This window comes from Bacillus sp. J14TS2 (assembly GCF_018333015.1).
In the GTDB taxonomy this organism is placed as follows: domain Bacteria; phylum Bacillota; class Bacilli; order Bacillales; family Bacillaceae_C; genus Lederbergia.
In genome coordinates this window covers 26,314-47,167 of sequence record NZ_BORE01000019.1, presented here as the reverse complement: position 1 = coordinate 47,167, position 20,854 = coordinate 26,314, and the positions used below count along the sequence as shown (strand labels likewise).

General features: G+C 36.2%; 23 protein-coding genes and 1 tRNA gene. 7 read left to right on the top strand and 17 right to left on the bottom strand.

Features of this window, described 5'->3' with window-relative positions; genetic code table 11:
- Nucleotides 1-69: 69 nt before the first annotated feature.
- The 7 genes from KI375_RS22925 to KI375_RS22895 all read right to left on the bottom strand — a co-directional run bounded on the left by KI375_RS22925 (nucleotide 70) and on the right by KI375_RS22895 (nucleotide 6,759).
- Nucleotides 70-1,125, bottom strand: coding sequence for a M42 family metallopeptidase (locus KI375_RS22925; RefSeq protein WP_212975720.1), 1,056 nt, complete (start codon nucleotides 1,123-1,125; stop codon nucleotides 70-72).
- Nucleotides 1,126-1,274: 149 nt separating this feature from the next.
- Nucleotides 1,275-1,910 (bottom strand): hypothetical protein, encoded by a 636-nt coding sequence (locus tag KI375_RS22920; protein WP_212975719.1) that lies wholly within the window; start codon nucleotides 1,908-1,910, stop codon nucleotides 1,275-1,277.
- A 23-nt stretch (nucleotides 1,911-1,933) separates the two neighbouring features.
- Complete coding sequence (locus KI375_RS22915) at nucleotides 1,934-2,860, bottom strand: AEC family transporter (protein ID WP_244852984.1); 927 nt, start codon at nucleotides 2,858-2,860, stop codon at nucleotides 1,934-1,936.
- Nucleotides 2,861-2,946: 86 nt separating this feature from the next.
- Nucleotides 2,947-3,714, bottom strand: a complete 768-nt coding sequence (locus KI375_RS22910) for a (S)-benzoin forming benzil reductase (protein WP_212975718.1) — start codon at nucleotides 3,712-3,714, stop codon at nucleotides 2,947-2,949.
- Nucleotides 3,715-3,831: 117 nt separating this feature from the next.
- Nucleotides 3,832-3,987 (bottom strand): hypothetical protein, encoded by a 156-nt coding sequence (locus tag KI375_RS22905; RefSeq protein ID WP_212975717.1) that lies wholly within the window; start codon nucleotides 3,985-3,987, stop codon nucleotides 3,832-3,834.
- A gap of 268 nt (nucleotides 3,988-4,255) precedes the next feature.
- On the bottom strand, nucleotides 4,256-4,864 hold the full coding sequence (gene wrbA, locus KI375_RS22900; RefSeq protein WP_212975716.1) for an NAD(P)H:quinone oxidoreductase: 609 nt from the start codon (nucleotides 4,862-4,864) through the stop codon (nucleotides 4,256-4,258).
- A gap of 482 nt (nucleotides 4,865-5,346) precedes the next feature.
- Nucleotides 5,347-6,759 (bottom strand): FAD-dependent oxidoreductase, encoded by a 1,413-nt coding sequence (locus KI375_RS22895; RefSeq protein WP_212975715.1) that lies wholly within the window; start codon nucleotides 6,757-6,759, stop codon nucleotides 5,347-5,349.
- Nucleotides 6,760-6,940: 181 nt separating this feature from the next.
- Here KI375_RS22895 and KI375_RS22890 point away from each other — a divergent pair, with 181 nt between their 5' ends.
- Nucleotides 6,941-7,759 carry a helix-turn-helix transcriptional regulator gene (locus tag KI375_RS22890; RefSeq protein ID WP_212975714.1) on the top strand — a complete coding sequence of 273 codons (819 nt, stop codon included), beginning with the start codon at nucleotides 6,941-6,943 and terminating at the stop codon, nucleotides 7,757-7,759.
- Nucleotides 7,760-8,047: 288 nt separating this feature from the next.
- Here KI375_RS22890 and KI375_RS22885 read toward each other — a convergent pair whose 3' ends face one another.
- From KI375_RS22885 to KI375_RS22850, 9 genes are all read right to left on the bottom strand, one after another.
- Nucleotides 8,048-9,640, bottom strand: a complete 1,593-nt coding sequence (locus KI375_RS22885) for an extracellular solute-binding protein (protein ID WP_212975713.1) — start codon at nucleotides 9,638-9,640, stop codon at nucleotides 8,048-8,050.
- Nucleotides 9,641-9,718: 78 nt separating this feature from the next.
- Nucleotides 9,719-10,618, bottom strand: a complete 900-nt coding sequence (locus KI375_RS22880; RefSeq protein WP_212975712.1) for a carbohydrate ABC transporter permease — start codon at nucleotides 10,616-10,618, stop codon at nucleotides 9,719-9,721.
- A 16-nt stretch (nucleotides 10,619-10,634) separates the two neighbouring features.
- Nucleotides 10,635-11,600 carry an ABC transporter permease gene (locus tag KI375_RS22875; RefSeq protein ID WP_212975711.1) on the bottom strand — a complete coding sequence of 322 codons (966 nt, stop codon included), beginning with the start codon at nucleotides 11,598-11,600 and terminating at the stop codon, nucleotides 10,635-10,637.
- A gap of 99 nt (nucleotides 11,601-11,699) precedes the next feature.
- The gene (locus tag KI375_RS22870; protein WP_212975710.1) at nucleotides 11,700-12,530 is read right to left on the bottom strand and encodes an MBL fold metallo-hydrolase; all 831 of its coding nucleotides are present in this window, start codon (nucleotides 12,528-12,530) and stop codon (nucleotides 11,700-11,702) included.
- A gap of 62 nt (nucleotides 12,531-12,592) precedes the next feature.
- Nucleotides 12,593-13,186: a histidine phosphatase family protein gene (locus tag KI375_RS22865; protein WP_212975709.1), complete on the bottom strand. Its 594-nt coding sequence runs from the start codon at nucleotides 13,184-13,186 to the stop codon at nucleotides 12,593-12,595.
- A gap of 251 nt (nucleotides 13,187-13,437) precedes the next feature.
- Nucleotides 13,438-14,187: a Cof-type HAD-IIB family hydrolase gene (locus KI375_RS22860; protein ID WP_212975708.1), complete on the bottom strand. Its 750-nt coding sequence runs from the start codon at nucleotides 14,185-14,187 to the stop codon at nucleotides 13,438-13,440.
- Nucleotides 14,188-14,455: 268 nt separating this feature from the next.
- On the bottom strand, nucleotides 14,456-14,578 hold the full coding sequence (locus KI375_RS27720) for a hypothetical protein (RefSeq protein WP_280528679.1): 123 nt from the start codon (nucleotides 14,576-14,578) through the stop codon (nucleotides 14,456-14,458).
- A gap of 190 nt (nucleotides 14,579-14,768) precedes the next feature.
- On the bottom strand, nucleotides 14,769-15,023 hold the full coding sequence (locus KI375_RS22855) for a hypothetical protein (protein WP_212975707.1): 255 nt from the start codon (nucleotides 15,021-15,023) through the stop codon (nucleotides 14,769-14,771).
- A gap of 355 nt (nucleotides 15,024-15,378) precedes the next feature.
- Nucleotides 15,379-15,451, bottom strand: a tRNA-Val gene (locus KI375_RS22850).
- 323 nt (nucleotides 15,452-15,774) lie between these two features.
- Here KI375_RS22850 and KI375_RS22845 point away from each other — a divergent pair.
- Nucleotides 15,775-16,353: a DUF6944 family repetitive protein gene (locus KI375_RS22845; RefSeq protein ID WP_212975706.1), complete on the top strand. Its 579-nt coding sequence runs from the start codon at nucleotides 15,775-15,777 to the stop codon at nucleotides 16,351-16,353.
- Nucleotides 16,354-16,485: 132 nt separating this feature from the next.
- Here KI375_RS22845 and KI375_RS28140 read toward each other — a convergent pair whose 3' ends face one another.
- Nucleotides 16,486-16,662, bottom strand: a complete 177-nt coding sequence (locus KI375_RS28140; protein ID WP_483861604.1) for a DUF8096 family protein — start codon at nucleotides 16,660-16,662, stop codon at nucleotides 16,486-16,488.
- A 192-nt stretch (nucleotides 16,663-16,854) separates the two neighbouring features.
- Here KI375_RS28140 and KI375_RS22840 point away from each other — a divergent pair, with 192 nt between their 5' ends.
- The 5 genes from KI375_RS22840 to KI375_RS22820 all read left to right on the top strand — a co-directional run bounded on the left by KI375_RS22840 (nucleotide 16,855) and on the right by KI375_RS22820 (nucleotide 20,686).
- On the top strand, nucleotides 16,855-17,091 hold the full coding sequence (locus KI375_RS22840; protein WP_212975705.1) for a hypothetical protein: 237 nt from the start codon (nucleotides 16,855-16,857) through the stop codon (nucleotides 17,089-17,091).
- A gap of 410 nt (nucleotides 17,092-17,501) precedes the next feature.
- Nucleotides 17,502-18,506 carry a phosphotransferase enzyme family protein gene (locus KI375_RS22835; protein WP_212975704.1) on the top strand — a complete coding sequence of 335 codons (1,005 nt, stop codon included), beginning with the start codon at nucleotides 17,502-17,504 and terminating at the stop codon, nucleotides 18,504-18,506.
- Nucleotides 18,507-18,621: 115 nt separating this feature from the next.
- A complete protein-coding gene (locus KI375_RS22830) occupies nucleotides 18,622-19,074 on the top strand; it encodes a GNAT family N-acetyltransferase (RefSeq protein ID WP_212975703.1) in 453 nt (150 codons plus the stop codon).
- Between the two features lie 140 nt (nucleotides 19,075-19,214).
- The gene (locus tag KI375_RS22825; RefSeq protein ID WP_212975702.1) at nucleotides 19,215-19,679 is read left to right on the top strand and encodes an NUDIX domain-containing protein; all 465 of its coding nucleotides are present in this window, start codon (nucleotides 19,215-19,217) and stop codon (nucleotides 19,677-19,679) included.
- A 335-nt stretch (nucleotides 19,680-20,014) separates the two neighbouring features.
- Nucleotides 20,015-20,686, top strand: a complete 672-nt coding sequence (locus tag KI375_RS22820) for an HAD family hydrolase (RefSeq protein ID WP_212975701.1) — start codon at nucleotides 20,015-20,017, stop codon at nucleotides 20,684-20,686.
- Nucleotides 20,687-20,854 lie beyond the last annotated feature (168 nt).

The window sequence follows — 20,854 nt, the reverse complement described above, 5'->3', positions numbered from 1 at the left end:
CAATATCCTTGAGTTCATGGAAACTATCTTCCTTGTTCTAAATAGAATCCTTTGTTGCGTTTGTATTCTTTAAATGGTTGTCATCGAGGACAAAACATAAGCATATAGCAGTTTTTCCGTATTAATCAGAGAAGTTTCATGAGTACGTTCAAATGCGTGCGAAGCTTCGATACCAGGGCCAACTAAACCATGGACAATATCATGGCCTGAGTTAATTGCCGCCGAAGCATCTGATCCATAATAAGGATAAATATCTACTTTGTAATCAATCTTATGATCACGAGCTAGCTGAATAAGATGTTTTCTTAATCCGTAATGATAAGGCCCACTTGAATCTTTTGCACAGATCGAGACCGTGTATTCATCTGATGCCTGCCCTTCACCCAATGCACCCATATCGACCGCTAGATATTCAACTGTCTCCGGAGAAATACTTGCATTACCACCATAACCAATTTCCTCATTATTGGAAATTAAAAAATGAGTTGTATAAGGAAGTTCGATTTTATTCTCTTGAAGGAATCGAATCAATCGTAATAATATCGCTGTGCTGGCTTTATCATCCAAATGACGCGATTTAATATATCCACTATCTGTTACTTGTACTCGTGGTTCAAAGGAAACAAAGTCTCCCACTTGAATCCCAAGCTCCCTTGTTTCTTCCGCAGATTCAGTTCTCTCATCAATGCGAACTTCAATATTATCCTCGTTCCTTTTCGCCTCTCCAGCATCCTTATAGACATGAACAGAAGTTTGCTTCATTAGAATCGTACCAGAATAGGATTTCCCCGTTTCTGTCTCAATATTACAGTATTCGCCCTCTACTGAATTCCAACGAAAACCACCGATCATCGCTAATTTTAATCTTCCATTTGGCTTAATCTCCTTAACCATTGCACCCAGAGTATCAACATGTGCGGTCAACATGCGATGTTGATTAGTCTCCCGTCCAGAAAGAGTAACCAATAAGCCCCCCTTGCGATTGCGCTTCATTTCAAGCTGAAGTCCTTGTAAATATTGTTCACAGAAATCAATCACTTGTTTTGTGTTCCCAGACGGACTTGGGATAGAGACAAGCTCTTTAATAAGCAGACATGTTTCTTTACTATTTGGTTGAAAATTCATATCCATAATTCCTTTCGTATTAAAAATTTCACTGTCATAAATAATAGCACATCTTTTTCATTCTTCTATAAAAATTACACTGATATTCAAAAAAAGCTACTCTCTATAATTATTTATAAAAAGTAGCCTTTCTCTATCTTCTAACATATTTATTTTTCGTCGTCGAGAAAATATTCGATAAACCGAGCAATCATTTCCTTATTTTGAGCATTCACAGGGGTAAACAAAATTTTCTCCTCTTCATCATTCTGGATAAGGTCCTGGAAGATAGATTCTGACCCGATTTTTATTCCAGTTATGCTATTATCATCTCCAGCTAACAATTGCTCTTCTGGAAGAGTGAGCTCAGATACCTCATCCAATGATAATAATTGGCCACTCTGATTCATCTGATCAAAATAATCTTGATCCGCAAGAAAAAAGTCTATATCCCCAGCAGACAGCTGTGCGGCTAATTTTTGCATTTCCATTCCCGCTTGCATATCTTCGCTTTTTATTCTCAGTGTTTGGATAATGATATTAGAAGACTCCTGTTCTTCCTTTGTCAGAAGATCCTGTTGAATTTCATCCTTTACCTGTTGCACTTGTTCGGGATCTGCATAATCGGTCATTACTACGAAATTCAAAATATCTTCTTTTTTATTTGCAATACTATAGACGGTATAAGTAATTAGGATGATTAATACAATGAATCCTATAATGTAAAATTTATAATACTCCCATATATATTTTATTTTTTCATTGGTTGACATTTCCGACAAGATTTCTTTTAAAGGTCTTTTCATCTAGATCCCTTCTCTCTCTATGTTCAAAAAATACTTAGTGCAATATAAATAACCACCGTAAGAGTAAACGAACTTAACAATGTTGAACCTATGACGGTTTGGGCAGCAAACTCCGGTTCAGTATTATATTCTTGTGCGATGATGGAGCTATTAACCGATGTTGGCATAGCCGTTGAGATCAAGAGTGCTTGTGCAACCACTCCATCAATCCCTACCAACCATAATCCGACTAGTGCAATCGCCGGTCCGATCAGCAATCTGAAGAACATACTTACATACAAAGGTAAGTATGCAAATGAAACACGGATATGGGCAATTTGTGCTCCTAAAGTCAATAACGCAATCGCGATTAACGCATTCGATATGTAAGAAATAGGTGTCAATAAAAACTCGGGCAGCGAAATATGAAAGATATTCAGTAATATCCCTAAAGACATAGCATAAAACAAGGGCATTTTAAAATAATCTAAAATGGCTCTCCATTTCCCCATCGACATCGATTTCAATGAGACGACTCCATATGAAAATAGAAAAGTGTTTTGAAAAGCAACAACAATCACTTGAATCGACATCGCAAAAGGATCATGCTTAAAAACTAAATCATTCACAGGGATACCATAATTTGCCGAATTATAGAAAACTATACTATTCGTAAAAGTTAATTTCTTTGGTTTTTCCATCTTCGATAATTTGGCCACTAACGAACCTAAAATATACAACAGCGAGACAAAGACCAAACAAAAAAAGATCACACCAAAGAATATAGCGGGAGAAAACACACTTTCATAAAGCTTTATAAAGATAAGTGCTGGACTCAAATAATAAATGTTGATTTTCGCAAGCGTATACAAATCCAACTTAAATTTCCTCTGAAGAATAATCCCTATCATAATTAAGATAAAAACAGGCAAAATAATTTCTGTGAAAATAGTCGATAGATTGGATAACAAATAACCTTTCCTCCATTTTACATTGTATAAAAATAAATTTCGACAAAAATCTAAAATTTCCTGCTAAATTTGAAAATAATAGGATGCTATTCTGTTTCCAACTCTAGGTTGCGGATATCAGCTATTGGGTCCATTTGCAAAAACATTGGACTTTGGATTAATCTGATCAAGGACATAGCTGTTTGATCAGCTGTTTGCAGTAGATTATTTTCTTTATATCCCTTAAATTTATCCACTAGTTCAAAGTCCTCTGCCTTAACAGAGCGTATTTTCTCCTGCATACCTGTATCAATGATCCCTGGGGCGATCGAAATGATCTTTACTCCATTTTCTTTCTTTGCTTGTTCCTCTGATACAACCCTAGTAAAATGATCTAATCCCGCTTTACCAGCACAATAACAACTCCACCCATTATATGGCTGACGGCCAGCCCCAGATGAAATATTGATAATTCGTTTGATCACCGATCGATTTTCTACTCTTTTAATAAACATCGACGTGAGAATCATAGGCGCTGTTAAATTAACCGAAATGCTAGTAGCAATTGCTTCAGGTGAATGACTTTCCACTTTGCCAATCGGTTCAATCACTCCAGCATTATTAATTAATGTAATAGACTTACATTCCTCAGGTATCGCTTGGAAGATTTGCTCCATTAGGGCAGGAATCTCATCTGTCTGCGCTACATCTTGTTCTATGTAATGTAAGGGACAATTTTCTTTACGCGCCAACTCTTCTAATTCTATATTCTTTGTTCGGGAAATACAAAAAAGCAGATGATCCTTTTGGAGTAATTGCTTACTTAAAGCGAAACCAATTCCTTTTGAGGCACCTGTAATGATATAAATATCCAAGCACAACCCACTTCCCATCTATAATAATTTGTTCACAATCATGTTAAGTAAAAAAAAGAACCCGGCGTGTCGGGCTCTTAACCATCTTTTATCTGTTCTAATAGCAAAATAAACATTTTAATTGAGTTCTTTATTTATTTTGGAAAGAGGGAGCGTCACAATCTTCCCGCCTATTTGGACATGAACAGTATCTTTGAAAATAGCTTTGACAATCCCTTTCAACGAAATAGTTGAGTTTACTGTATATTTCCCAGGATCTGCGCTTGTCGTCATAATGCGAAACCTCCACAATATATTTTTAAATAATTTATAAACCTTGTAATTTACCAAAATCATCTCATTTAGGGTAGTTTGAACAATTACTTTTCTCCACTAAACAATTAAGATTTTATTTTATTATGACATGTAGATTTCATCAGTGTCAATGAATAAGATTACTTTTCGTGAAACATATTCATACATATTACGACAGAGTTTTCTTATCACTTTTTAAGCCTTTTAAAGCAAAAGAGCCGATCAAGGGATGATCGACTCCAAATTGTTATTTTCCTGCAATTACACGACTTGCAATATCAACAGTACGTTTTGCTTGATGTTTAACAGCTGCCTCTACATCTTCAATCATTTTTCCATCTTGACCTTGTGTAACACTTGTTCCATATGGATTTCCTCCAGCTGCAAATAAAACTGGGTCAGAGTAACCTGGAGGTACGATGATTGCTCCCCAATGCATCATAGATGTATAAAGTGATAGAATTGTTGCTTCTTGTCCACCATGTGGATTTTGAGCTGAAGACATTGCGCTGACAACCTTATTAACTGTTTTGCCAGATCCCCATAATCCACCTTGCATATCAATAAATTGTTTTACTTGAGCTGCAACATTTCCGAAACGTGTAGGAACACTAAAGATAATTGCATCTGCCCATTCAATAACTTCAGATGTCGCTTCAGGAACATCCTTCGTTGCTTCCACATGTGCTTTCCAAGCTGGATTAGATTCAATCGCTGCTGCCGGTGCTAATTCTGGTACTCTCACAACGCGTACCTCTGCTCCAACTTCCTTCGCACCTTCTTCAGCCCATTTTGCTAATTCATAATTTGTTCCTGTTGAACTATAATAGATAACTGCTAATTTAACGTTAGACATTATTCATTTCTCCTTTAATTTGTTTTTTGTAAGGACCAAAATCATGCTTCCTCTTCAGTAGCAAGTTACTTTTAGTAAGTTTAAAACCAAAAAATAAAACCATTGCTTTTAAAGGATGAACATCCCTCTTGGACTCTTACTGTTTTTGCTTTCTAAATTCAAAGTAAAAGAAGCTTAAATTCATCTATTGACTACGTTATCGTCAATATCTCTACTTCGATTATCTCGAATTCAAAGTAATTATAACGCCATCCCATTTTATTGTCAACTACTTATTTAAAACAATAAAAATTCGCTTTAAACCTTTATTGGCTTAAACTATTTAGTGGAACATCGAAAAATGATGCCGCATCCTGTGGGACACCACTAGAATCGCGGCACTGGTTCTAACGTTAGACTAGCCCAATTTTATGCTTTCCCATCTTTTAGAAAAGGATGTTCCTGATCGCAACAGAAACATCCTTTCGCGCATAAACCTATTCTTAAGAGAGCGTCACACTTTCCTCTAATGAGAGGATTGCCCCATTTTCACGCAACTTTTTCCTAATGATCTGAACATCCACTTCTTCTGGTAAAATATTTTGCTGTGCTGCTAATGCTGCCCCGATTCCGGTACCTTCCCCAACAGCCATACATGTTGCCATAACACGAGATGAGCCAAATACAACCGGGTCGACGCTAATACAGCGTCCACTGAGCATAAGGCGTTTGACATCTCTTGAAATCGTTGCTCCATATGTGATTCCATAAGGGTCTTTCAGCGATTTAATAATCGTTGAATCGCCTGCCCCACTATGAATATCGATAATATATGATCCCAGAGCGATTGTATCTTCAGGTATTTCTCCTTTTAACGCAGCATCTTCTTTAATCATTTGTTTCCCAATAATTCTACGTGACTCACGAACACCCATAAATGGAGCGATCGAAGATAAATAAATATCTTCAAAACCTGGGACATTTTCCTGTAACATTTCAATTAAAGGAAGAATATTTAAATGAGCATCTATTTCACCTTTACTTAAATCCTCCACCTTTGAACCATCGAAATTCAGAATACGCAGACTATTAATAGCGATGTATCCTTCTTTCGGCAAATTAATATAAATGATGGTATCACGATCAATCGGGCATTTTCCTTCTTCCCTCAGTTTAGAAATTGTATTTCTTAAACCAACAAAAACATGGTTGTTGCTGGCACGTAGAAAATCGGCTGTGTATCCAGGACGTATTTTCATTGATTCACCGTGTTTTAGTTCTTCAGGATGGTCTTCCAAATAATCCATAAACTTCTCTAGTTTAAAACCACCAATAGTAAACATTAAGGTCCCTGGTTGGATCTCTTGCTTTATTTCTCCTTTTGAATATTGCCCCTTTTCATACTCTGCACCTGACAAATAAGCAACATCTCCATCACCTGTAGCATCAATAAATACATCGGCAACTATCTCTATTTCGTCCCCTTTTCCCTTTACAATCACAGACTTCAATTCCCCATTTTCTACATTGGTGTCAATCACTTCGCAATGCAGTAATGGATGAACACCATATTGCTTTACCTTTTCAAAAATAACAATCCTCATTAAATTTGGATCAATGACAGTTGTTGAATTGTGTAATGGGCATTCCCTATGGCCGAATGAGCCTCCTAGCTCAATTAAGCGATCGACAATTTCTTGAGCTAATCCTTTAGTGGAGACACGTTTTTGAGCATCTAAAAATCCTAATAGCGGCAGACCTATTGTCATATTGCCACCTAAAAAACCTTGGCGATCTACTATAATCGTTTCTGCCCCTTCACGAGCAGCAGCAAGTGCAGCTCCTAATCCTCCTGATCCACCACCGAGAACAAGAACTTGAGTTTTTAACACTTTTCTTTCCGTACGATTTTCCATAATATCTAGTCCCTACTTTCTAATAAATATTTTTGATAATGCTTCCAGGTTAAATCAAGCAAGCTCAACTTGATATATCTTCTTCACTAATTTCATTGTATAAATAGAAATTGATTAATAACATAGAGTAATGTATCATTTACCATATACTTAATTTCATATATAAGGGGTTGGGTTTACCATGAACGGTGATTTGTGGAATCGTTCCCTAAGGCTGATTACGCATGCTTACTGGGAAAACAAAAAACAATTTAGTTTAGAGGTGGACACCTATCCTACATGGATTTTGTTTGCTGTTGAATCAGGAAGTTTTAACTATCAAATCGAAAATGAAAGCGGAACCATTTTAGAAGATGAATTTGTTTTCTGTCCTCCTGGTTGTGCCTTTCACCGTGAAGCTTTATCCCCTCTCGCCTTACATTTTGTTGGATTTGATTTTGATAAGCCATTAATTTCCGAAAATGATGCACTGCCCTGGTTCAAAGCACAGCCGAGTGATAAACACCGAGTTGCTTCTAATTTTTCGTATTTACGAATGCTTTATCTTGCGAGGGATCCACGTAGCATATTACGAAAACAACTGATGATTAATGATGTATGGCAGCTTGCCTGTAGTAGTTGGGACACTGTAGCCAATAAAGATGAGCTTGATGATTTGACTGATCTAAGTAATACGGATGATGAGTTAATGAAATGGTCAGTGAAATGGTTAATGGAAAGAGCTCATACCACTTTTAGTATCCGTGAATTATCCGATGCTGTTGGATTAAGTCCTGCTCAGTTTTCAAGAAGATTCAAGAAAGCCTTTCGGATGAACCCATCAGAATTAGTAAGAATTTTGCGGATCCGAAAAGCTGCAAAACTCCTACTGAATACAAATTTAACTTTAGATCAAATTGCAGAGAAATGTGGTTACGATAATGGTTTTTATTTAAGTCGGGTGTTTTCTCGCTATATGAATATTAACCCCTCCAACTATCGGCAACAAAACAAAATTTAATCATTTATAGCTGCATTCATTTGCTTATAGAACTATATTTTCAAAAAATGGGGCTGTCCCCAAAATCGAAAATCTCCAAAGAGGCTCCCTTGCCGCGGGCATCGCTTCAGCCTCCTCGCATTCGCTGTGGGGTCTTCAGCTGATGCTACTCCCGCAGGCGTGTCGCCGTTTTTGTAGATTTTCTTAGCGTTTGAAAAAAGAAGGAGGGATATTTCATTTCTCTCTTCTTTTCCGTTGCTGAAGACTTATTGGACAGCTCCGGTCAATCAAAACTTTTTATCCAAATGGCTATTTTGAATTCTCAATATACGTATCATAGGCTGTTTGATAGATATCTATAAAATCTTCTAATCCCATCTGATTTAAAGTATTTATATATTCATCCCAATCTTGATCGATCCCACCTTCTGTAATCCATTTTGCCGCCATCTGATCGGTATGATCTGTAATATCCGTATCGTATCGGCTTATTCCTTTATATTGTTCATTTGTAAATAGTACCTTTGGATAAACCCAATCTTCCATATAAGGTTTTCGCAGTTCATACCATTCTGGACTATCTGGATCTATATGACCTTCTTTTAAATTCGATGTATCCAATTGTTCTTGTTGTTCATTTGTAAAACCATATACAAAACTATTATATGGTGTTTCTTTCACCCGCCATTCTCCTGAACTATATCCTTCTGGAGCATCAATAATTTCATATTTATCATCTACTTTTTCAACTCGATTCGGCCCTTGACGAAGCATAAAGGACATTTCTGGTTCATAGGCACGATCTACCCAACGCATAGTGGCTTCTGGATTTGCATTGGATTTCGTAATCGCGAACATGGCCATATCAAGCTGGGGGTTTTTTAAGCCAGTAGCTTGATCACCCTTAGGTCCTTTTAAAGGAAAGATTGGAGAATCGTAATCCCAATTATAGTCTGGATTCGTAATTTGATCAGGACTCCAACCAAAGAAAGCTCCTACAGATGCTTCGTCTTCCGCCGCTAATTTAGAAAGCAATTGCTGGGATTCTAGAGAGAAAATTTCCTGATCAACCAATCCTTCTTCATATAAGGAACGAATATATTTTATGACCTCCTTATATTCAGGGCTCGCCCTTACAAACTCTACCTTTCCATCTTTCACAATGAATTTCTCATCTAAAGTACCAAAAGAACCAAATAAAACTCCTAGTCCGTGTAAATCAGATCCATAAATCCCCGTTAAAGGCAGGCCTAGCCCTTCTTCCTTAAATGCTAGTAATGCCTCTTTAAATTCTTCTGTTGTTTCTGGCATATCCATGTCAACTTTGTCTAACCACTTTGTATTAATCCATAATGTATTTCCATCTGAGCGCTTATATTCAGCCATATTCGCTAAAGGCAAAGCATAAATATGCCCATCTGGTGCAGTAATAGCACCTCTCACTTCAGGATATTGATCTAGAAAACTAGTTAGATTTGGTGCATATTTATCAATTGAGTCCTCAAGTGGAATAAAAACGCCTTGTGACCCCATTTGTACAACATCGGAGTTGGTTAATTTTAACATGACATCTGGTAAATCCTGACTAGCCCCTAATAATAAATTACGTTTTTCGGCCCAGTCTGAACTAGGTGAAAGCTGCCAATCTATCTTTACATTCGTCCCTTCATTTATCCCTTTAATCGTTTCAAGTTCATTCCAATTTGAACCTGTCCTTGCATCATAAGATCCGGCAATTGTTAAGGTGATTTCTTCATTCACGATTGGCAAACCTGTTTCATTGAAATTCTCATCTGGCTCACTTTTGGCTGCATTTGTTTCATTAGATGATTTTGAACAGCCTGATAATACCCAGACAATTGCACTAATGATTAAAAACGTTGATAGTATTCTCCCTCTCATTTCCTGTTTTCCCCCTTATTGATTTTATTATTGAACAGAAACCTTATAATCAGGGTTTCTGGTGCAACCAACAAGTCATTAACCTTTGATAGAGCCAATCATGACACCCTTAACAAAGTAGCGTTGTAAAAATGGATAGAGTGCTAATATTGGTAAACTCGAGATAATAATTAACGCGTATTTAATTAGTTCTTTATATCTTTGCTGTTCCACAATTAACTCCGGATCTACTGCCCCTTCCGTTGCCTGGGCTGCTTCTTGACTTGCGACTAGAATACTTCTTAAAATCAACTGGAGTGGATATAAAGCTTGATCATGTAAATAAATTAAAGCAGGAAAATAAGAATTCCATTCAGATACTGCACTAAATAACGCCATTACAGCAATAATTGGTGTCGATAAAGGCACAACAATACTGAAGAAGAACCGAAATGTTGAACAACCATCCATTTGTGCTGACTCTAATAATTCATTGGGGATCGTCGTTTGAAAAAACGTTCTAGTTACGATCAAGTGATAAGCAGAAACAGCTGAGGGAACAACAACAGCCCAAATGGTATTCATCATTTTTAAATCTTGAACAAGTAAATAGGAAGGGATTAATCCCCCACTAAAAAACATAGTAAAGACGATCGCGAACATGAAGAAGTTTCTTCCAAATAGATCTTTCCTTGATAAAGCATAGCCTGCTGTTGTGACCAACGATACGCCAATTCCAACAGATAAAACGACATAAAGTAAAGTGTTGCGATAACCAATCCATACTTCTTTATTTTCAAGTAATATTTGATACCCTTTTAATGTGAAGCCAATCGGCCAAAACATTACCTTACCGGCGTTGACAGCATCTGGTTCACTAAATGAGGAAATAAAAATTAAATATAAAGGATACATGACGATCAGAAGGATGATTGTCAAAATTCCATAATTGATAAAATCAAAGATTTTGTCACTTCGAGATTTTGCGATTCTTTGCAAAGTTGTCCCTCCTCGTTTAAAACAAAGACTGTTGCTTCATTTTTTTAGCAAACTGATTCATCATAATTAATAGAATAAAATTAATCACGTTTTCGAATAGCCCGATAGCTGCTGCATAACTAAACTGAGAACTCAAAATACCTGTCTTATAAACATAAGTCTGTATCACTTCAGATGAACTGATATTCAAAGTGTTTTGCATAAGCAAGACCTTCTGAAAACCTAGAGAGACAAATTTTCCAATATCTAAGATTAAGAGGATCATCACAACCGGCATAATTCCAGGTACATCAATATGACGTACTCTTTGAAATTTACTAGCTCCATCCACAATTGCTGCTTCATGTAATTGGGGGTCGATAGAAGTCAGGGCTGCTAGGTAAATGATTGCGCTCCACCCTGTTGTTTGCCAAATTTCGGAACCAATATAAACGGTCCTAAACCAACTTGCCTTGCCCATAAAGTAAATAGGGTCTCCGCCAAAAAGTTGAATAATATTATTAATAAATCCATTCGATGGCGAAAGGAAAATAAATAACATCCCAACAAGGACAACGACAGAAATAAAATGCGGTGCATACGTAACCGTTTGGACAATCTTCTTAAACCTTGTCCTTGTCACTTGATTCAACATTAAAGCGAAGATAATCGGGATCGGGAACGAAAATAGCAATTGATAAAAATTGATAAGTAATGTGTTTTTTAAAAGATTCCAAAATTGATAGGATTGAAAGAATCTTGTAAAATGATCAAGGCCCACCCACTGACTTCCCCAAATTCCATTAACTGGCACAAAATCCTTAAAAGCTATTTGTAATCCATACATAGGTACATATTTGAATATAAAAAAATACGCTAATGTTGGAAACAATAAGACATAAAGCTGCCAATTTCCGCCTATTTTCTTTAATGTATGGAGGAGCTTACTTTGTCTACCTGTATCCGCTTCCATATTTGTTATCGTTTTTGTATCTATTTTCATATTCCCCCACCCTTCCGCATTTTTAGATCGAATTGAAATATTTATTTGATAATCATTTAAAGTGCTTGTTCAAAAGGAGGATAAAGGCGCTGATGCCCGCTAAAATTGTAGAACTAATCCATCATAAGCACACTCAACATTCATAGGTCGAAGTACTTCATTCATCTCGTGATGTGGCGGGCAATGCTTATGTGTAAAATGGGTTGCATGAATGGCAGTTTGTTCAGTAATCGCATTAATCTTTCTCATTTTCGTAATCATGGTCTCTACCCCATCTACACTCAAATGTCGTGTTTGTCCTGCTTTAAATTCAGTATTCGTTCCAACCGCACATTCTATAATCAGCTGATCTAATTCTATATCTTGCAAATGCGGCCATACTTCCTCCTTGTACACTGCTGTGTCCGATGCGATTAATACTTTGCTTTTGCCATCATCTATTAAATAGGTTACAGCGTCCCCTATTGACGGTATATGCGTTGCTTTAAGTGCCTTAATAGAATACGGATAAAGGTCTATTCGCTCAAAAGGGAGGATAGGTTTTCTTTTCAATCCTATCTCCGCATCCCTGACATCTGAATCGCTTAATAAGGCCATAACAGAGGGTGGAGCTACGAACGTTAAAACTGGTAATTCCTGATAGGTGGGATAGCCTAATTTGCGCAAACCTATATTCTTCACATCAAAATGATCATGATGGCTATGTGTAACTAGGGCATATTTCGTGTTGATTAAATTCACCCCATGCATGGAACAAGCTGCAAAAAGATCTGCACCCATATCCACTAATAAATCATCGTTAATTAAGTACATACACCTTTTCCTCAAGTCATAGCCCCGATGTTCGCGTGCATAGGTACACGTTCTACAGTCACAAAATGGTGATGGGATTTGATCAGGCCCGGCAGTGCCTAAAAATGTTAATTTCATGTGAAAACCTCCTCAATACATTATCTAATCGATTGTCTTTTAGGTAACATTGATGAGTCGTATTATTTAGTAAATTCCTTTTCAGCAAGGTGGCGAGTGCAATTATAAAGTTTATATCCCATCCCTTTTTTCATATCTTTTATAATTGTGACAGAACAATTTTTCACTAAATCATCTGGATCTGTTTCATTTGGACATATTTCATGTAATGTTTGAATTAGAAATTTCCCATGCGTAATCACCAATACTTTTTTTCCTTTATACTGTTTTAATGTGTCTTCCACAAACTGAGCACCTCTTGCACGTAAAGCTTCAATGGTCTCCTCACCTAGATCAAGCTGGCGCCAATCCTCACCCCATATTTCAATTCTCTCTTCTTCGATGGTCCCCTCGATTTTCCCTCGCGAAATCTCTCTTAATCTCTTATCAAATAAAATAGGCAAATTTAAATAGGAAGCAATAATTTCTGCCGTTTGGCGGGCTCGTAATAAATCACTTGAAATCATAACTTCCCAATCTTCTTCGGCCAAGCGCTTCCCAACAGCATGTGCTTGTGTCATACCTGTTTCATTTAATGGATTATGTGAATGACCTTGTGCTCTTTGTTCAATATTCCAATTTGTGTTTCCGTGTCTTACAAAACCAATTTCAGTCATTTTATCTCTCCTAATTATGATCAGAAATTACACTCCCCTATCGATCTTATTATTAAGAAAAAGAGTTCATTTCCTCGGGGATTTACTATTACATTTTATATTAGAGAACCGGTTTTTAATTGTACATACAACTTTTCATCATGGTCCATATACTTATTTTCAGAAAGATTAAGGGCACACCAAATTTTTTACCACTTTTATGAACAAATAAAGAAAGCTGTGCCTAAAATAACAAGGCACAGCTTTCTTTATCAGCTTACATCTTCCTCAAAAAGATATGTTTGAATTGCTTGAGCAACTCCATCCTCTTCATTTGTTGTTGTGATTTGATCTGCCACTTCTTTTAATTCCTTCTCAGCATTACCCATCGCAATGCCTAAACCAGCAGCTTTGATTAATTCAAGGTCATTTCGATTATCCCCAATGGCCATAACTTCTGCCATCTCAATCCCTAAATGTTCACAAAGCTTCTGTATACCTGTCGCCTTTGAAACATTGACAAGTGAAATTTCCACAACACGACTCGACGACCATGTAATATTTAATGTCTCACTATTTTTTAGTTTCTCTCTTAATTGTCGAACAATCTGTTCATCATTATGACTAATACCAAATTTGAAAAAGTTTGTTGCAAAGATATCATCTGCCCAATCTTCCATCTTGACATGGTCTGTATCGTTATATCCCCAAAATGTTCCCCCAGATTCAAGAGCCATTGCATGCAACATGCGAATATCCTTTTGCTCAATATAAAACCTTTTCACAAGTTCTCCAGGTTTACTCCAGATCTCAGCTCCATTGGCAAGTACCATTGGTGACTCTAAACCTAATTCTTGACGAATTCGTTCAACTCTTTGTAATCCTCGACCTGTTGTCAAAACGACGACAACACCAGCATCAGCTGCTCGTTTTATCCACTGCTTATTTGCTCCAGATACGCCTTTATTGCGGGTTAGGACGGTTTCATCTAAATCTAAGGCTAATACTTTATACTTCACCATATAATCGACTTCTCTCCTTTTTTATTCAATCAAGTGAAGAATCTATTGGTGGTGAGTTCACAGAAGTAACAAATCTTATAGATTGTGGTTTTCATTATATCATATAGATTTGTCCAGTTTTATCTCCCTTTATTAGATGCTTTGTTCATTTACGTTCACCATAGCGACCCTTATCGTATTTTTGTATAGTGCCTTTTTCTATAACACAAAAGGCATTGAACGACCTCTCGCGTGTCATTCAATGCCTTTCAATTCTCGTTCATACTTGTTAATACCTATTTTTTCGCCATTTATTTTTTATATAAGGTTTAATATCTTGAGGTCCTTCTCTATTCTGACGCTCTGCATCTTTTTTAAAGACTTCCATCGCTTTGATATAAAGTAGACTCATTCTTTAGACCTCCTCAATGCCTAGTTATTTGTATTATTTCCATTTGGGTCTTGAGCAAAACTTCAAATTTTAAATCTTGTTTTTGTATCTCGTTTGTGCTCCTTTCTTCCGCATTAAGAGGCACAGCGACACTGTAAAAATTCATATTCGTTGAAATTTGAAGGATGGAAGAAATTCTATGTATAAAATTTTACTCGTTCATAACTCTGCCATAGCTTACGAGTAAAGCAAAAATAAGAACTAGTAAAGATATTAATATCATCACATTTATAATAATATACAATGCAACGTATTTTGAGCGAAGGGCAACGAAAATACCAAAAATTGCAATGATCCCCATAGCGGCAGCCAAAATAAATCCATTTACATTCGGACCACGAAAAATAAAAAAGACAAGGATATTAATAACCACTGCTGCTATTGATAAAAAGTCATATTTACTCATCGTTTCCTTCTCCTATTAAATGTTAATTGCAACTATTAACTATAATTTTGAAATTCGATATAAATCTAATTTATCCTTTAGGAAAGCTATTTCCTCCAAGTTCGCCTATAAAAAACCACTTATCGTTTGAGGATTTTTTGGTGTCTGACATTTATAAAAAAATTTTGATTGATAACAATTTTGAATAAAAAACATCATCAATTCCTAGACCATCTTTCTCAGCCGGAGTTCGTGATAACAATCATCATGTCTGCACTAGCACATCCTATGCCTTTAACTGATTGAAGTTTCATTTTATAATCTCCTAGACCAAAAAACGTCAAACGCTATTATATTAACGTTTGACGATCCGTAGTGATTCTGACTGGTCTCGAACCAGCGACCTCCACCCTGTCAAGGTGGCGCTCTCCCAGCTGAGCTACAGAATCAACATATTATGTAAAGACAAGATTAATTATACTAGATAAATAATTTTAAGTCAACACTTTCAAATTCCGGAGTGTAAGATGTTGAAAGTAGAAGGATTTAAGGCAAACTTGATTCTAAGGACGGTGTATCTTCATCCCCACTGAATTTTTGAGGATCAAAGGCTAAATTTGCTTGGAGGTGGAGATATTTCTGCCCGTTAATGCGGAAAACTCCTACCCTATGGATAAGTTGCAGTATGCTACGGTTGATGGAAGGAATGAACTGAATAATCGGTTTAAGAATAGAATGTATTAGAAATGAAAATGAGTTGGATTGAATATACATGAATAATCATTTGAAGGAAATAATCGGTTATTTTCTCTCAACAATTGGAACTATACAAGCGGCCATCGGCAATACTCCTCAATTACATTTAAATGAAACACAAAGCTATCAATTGCGACTGATAGGCAATGTTTTGCAAGCTTCGGGAAGTGCATTGGCCGCAGATGGCCAAGGTTCAGTATCTCTAGAAAAAATCGGAGATGAAATTCAAGCAACAGGTAATTCGACCGTTTTCGCAGGGATGTTGCTTTATGGCTGTTCTGACGAAGAGACTGAACAAAGAATAGTTATTGCGGGAACTTGGATGCAGGCTTTAGGAAGTTTCGTAGGACTGGCAGATGAGTTTTTTGATAGTACAGAAGCTGGAAGAGCGGAGAATATTGTTGGAAACCTTTTACAGGGCATTGGGAACTCCTTGCAAGCAATAAGTACTACTCAAGAACTGCACGGAAATAACTCGGAACAAGGTCAGATTGGGGCAGTGGGAAGTTGGATTCAGACTGCAGGATCTGTTATATCCTTGATTGGCCAAATCCAAGAGGAAGCGGAGGAAATACGTCTAGGTATCAATGAATAAAATAATTATAGAGAAGGTATTAAATTTAAAGCATCTTTATTATTTAGATGCTTTTTTGATACGTCCAAAATTAGGAGATGGAGAACTATTGTAGAGATATTTAATACTGAAGGACTCCATCTTGTGATAAGGTTAAATACTTTTCATCATGCCACAGGACTTACATTTGCGAATTAACTTACCATCTTGTAAGTAGCTGTGAAAAGCAGCATTATTACAGTTGTCACACCGACCACTGCTTATATCAGGGTGCTCCTTTAATATGTATATCGTATTAAGATCATATTTTTCAGCGTTTATAGTGATCATCCTTTCTTGATGCCTATATATAGTAGCACATAACACTGTCACAATAACAGCTTTTATTTGTGCTATACAGAGTCTAGAGCTCACTACTTAACTTCATAACTCTTTCCAGAGTGATGAATTAACATTGCTTGAGAATAAATATAATTCTTTTAAATCAAACTAATAGCAACTACGAAAAAGGTGTGTGATGAAATGAAAAAGGTAGCAATGCTTCTATTTTATATAGTTTTACTAGTAACATTACTACCCACTAATTCTTTAGCAACTACTCTGGAGAAACTACCTTCAACTGAATCTTCAAAGCACTGGAAAGTGGTCATTGCAAAAGCAGATGACGAAGATCCAAATCTTAACAAATCAAGAAATCCAGATTTGTATAGTGTTTACAGTATGGACATCAAAACATTGGCAGAGAAAACCCTAAATTAGTTAGGATTGAAGCATACAGGGATGATCCAAATTCAACAAAACAATATGAACTATTTACCGCTGATTACCCACAAGATGAGCTGCTGGATACTAACTTTCATCATTATAATTTTCCTTTATATACTAAGGCTTCGAAGTTGATAGTGATCATAACTTGGACAAACAAAAATGAAGAAAGCAAACATCCACGAAAATTTAGAGAACAGTTTATCTTTAAACAATAAAAAGTGATTAGAGAGGAATCCAGCTATTCCTCTCTTTTCATTCCATATTATAAGAACAATATCGGTATATACGATTTGCTGGGAAGTTTCCCCTTCTTGTAACTCAATCGGGCTGTTAGTTGAAGGAAATTAGTATTGGTACCTCGAATTAGTAATATATAAACTAAATTAGTGAGGTATCCATCTATGGATCAAAAGATTATTGAAGCATTCACTCAAGAAATTCAATCCATTGGAGCAATTAGATTTGGTATTGAAATGAGTGATTTAACCCATATTGGCAATTGGCAGAATTTTATATATGAGTACTCAAAAAATGATCAAGATTACATATTAAGGTTTACTCCTAATGCTCATCGTAGTGTAAATGCAGTAAAGGGAGAAATTGATTGGCTTCTTTATTTAGCGAAAAACGGTGTCTCTGTATCTAGTCCCATCCCATCTACACAAGGTGATTATGTAGAGGTAATTGATAAATCCGATGTGAATTTCATTGTGACATCTTTTATAAAAGCAGAAGGTTCAAAGATTGATTATCCTGAGTGTCTAAGTGATACAAATCTATACTACAACCTTGGTAAGATTATGGGGAAAATCCATTCCTTATCAAAAAGCTATAAACCAAAGGATGAATCTATTCGGAGGCACGACTGGAACCAGAATTATTATCTGCAAAACATTCGAAAGTTTGTCCCATCAGATCAATATTTAATTTATCAATCTCGTGACAAACTCATTGAAAAAATCCAATCCAGTTTTACTAAAGATGAGCATTCCTATGGACTTATTCACGGTGATATAGGAGTTGGAAATTTCCTAGTAAAGGATAAAGGAATAATCACTCTTTTTGATTTTGATGAGGCACAGTATAGTTGGTTTATTGAAGATATTGCTATACCCTTATATTATTTTGTTTATGTTTATGGAGGCGAAGCTGGAAAAGCGAGTAAGGAATCTCAAGCTCATTCATTTATGGAGCATTTCTTAAAAGGATATAAAGAGGAAAACTATTTTGATGAAAAATGGTTAAAACAGATTCCAATTTTTCTACAATTAAGAGAAATAATTGTTTATATAGGCTGTTATCGAAGTTGGGATGTATCAAACTTAGACCAATGGAGTGTCGATTTTTTGAAGGAAAGTAAAGTAAGAATTGAAACGAGTGAACCGGTTGTTAATATATGGAATTAATAGGATATTAATAAACGATTTAAGGAACAATTGTTAAGAGCTCGACATATGGACAGAATTTTGCAATCAAAAATTATCGAGATAAGTTCCTCTATCATAGTCATTGGAGGTTAATATGTCTGTTGAAATTTTGCCATTTACTGAAATATATGCTGAATCGGTTAAGCAATTGGTTATTAATGTTCATCAAGAGTTTGGTTTTGATTATGATCGAAGACTAGACGTCGACTTGGATAAGATATCTCACATCTATGGAGGCCGAGGAGGATTTTGGATTGCTATTGATAACGGGAACTTAATTGGGACCTCAGCTTTAAGAGAGGATACCCAATATACAGGAACTCTGAAGCGTATGTACCTGCTACCACCCTTTCGTGGAAAAGGAATAGGTCAAATGCTGTTACGACATGTGATTGAACATGCAAAGCAACAGGAATATGGAGAAATTCTTCTTGATACGGTTACCTACCAAAAAAGTGCAGTAAAATTATATGAAAAATACGGGTTTATAAAAACTGGCTATAAGGGTTCTCAACTTTTTTATCAGCTTACATTGGCAAACCGATAATGTGTTTTTATAGACTTATAATCTCAACTTCATAGCTTTGGATTATTCCATCTCTAGCATATTTATAATTTGTTTGAAAAATCCCCTTGATCAAGCATTTTTTTATTTTTCTGGTGTAAGATAGACAGTGGAGGGATACGATGAACATAAGAAATTCGGCAAAAGCGATTATTATTCAAGATGGACAATTGTTGGCAATCAAAAAACAGGATATCGATGGGGTTTATTATATTTTACCAGGTGGCGGCCAAGAGCATGGAGAAACGCTTCATGAAGCATTAGAAAGAGAATGTGTAGAAGAAGTCAACGCAAGTGTAAAGATTGATTATTTACTATTTATCCGTGAATATATTGGAAAAAATCATGAACATTTTACCTTTGATTCAGATGTGCATCAAATTGAATATATGTTTTTGTGTCAAATTAAGGGAAATTCTAATAATGTAGGAAATGGCAGCTCGCCTGATGATGGGCAAATCAGTGTGGAGTGGCTGCCTTTAACGGAATTATTAAACTATAGGCTCTATCCTCAATCCATGCGCCAGTATGTTCTTGATCATGTTGGAGGGAATAATCTTCCTGTTTATTTAGGGGATATCAATTAAAATACATATTGTTCACTATACAATAGACTCTCGGAATTCCAAGGTGTCAATCCGCCGAATGACCAAAAGCTTGCTGGGAATCGAGGCTCTTATCAAAAAAAGACATGTCAAAAAAGCGTCACAAGTTTATTTTTTCAAAAAAAGAATGTTTCTGTAAACATCGTCTACCAAGATAGTGCGTGGTTGATTTCCGTGAGCAAGAGATTATCTCAGTGATTGGAGTGGAAGGTGGCGACTCCTGGGTAGGAGGAGAAATAAAAAATAGTACAAGAAAACCTTGTACCATCTAACTCGGTGAATGCAGAGAGTCTATTACAAGGTTAGGAGGGTTTTTGATGGTTGAGGCAATATTTTTTGATTTATATGAAACACTGATTACGGAATGGCAAAATAATCAGAGGAAAGCAACATACTCCAGTGCAGAGTTAGGAATAGACGCAAAAATCTTTAAAAAAGCATGGTCTGCCAGAAGAGAAAAAAGAATGGATGGTACTTTCCTCGATCATCAAAGCTGCCTTAAGGATATATTGCAATCTCTTGATAAGCCAATAAATGAAAATGTAATTGAAGAGATTCATCAGCGGAGATTGGAGGCAAAATTGGTTCCTTTTAAAGAAATAGACACTGAAATACTCCAAGTGCTACAAATATTGAAGGACAAAGATATAAAAGTTGGTTTAATTAGCAATTGTACAGCAGAGGAAGTCGTCGGATGGGAAGATTCTCCATTAGCCAACTTTTTTGATGAAGTAGTTTTTTCATATAAAGTAAAGCAAGCAAAACCAAATGCTAAAATATATTTGATGGCATGTCAGTGTCTAGAGGTTTCCCCTGAACGCTCTCTTTTTATTGGTGATGGTGGCTCAAACGAATTATATGGTGCTTCAAAAGTCGGTCTAAAGGCTTATCAAGCAACATGGTTTCAACCAGATTTTATAAGTGAAAAAATTACTGGCTTTCCTAAATTAGACAATCCCATGCAAATAACAGAACTTATTGAGAGATAAATCACATAGTTGATCAATTACATTAACAATACACCCTTTTACCAGACTCAAAGGAAAGTCTAGCGCAAAACCATGCCGAGATTTTCCTTGTTTCTTTCGGATATCTGTAGATGCGTGATCACTAAACATTTCCTTTCCCGAAAGACTATCGTATAATGTCTAAAGAAT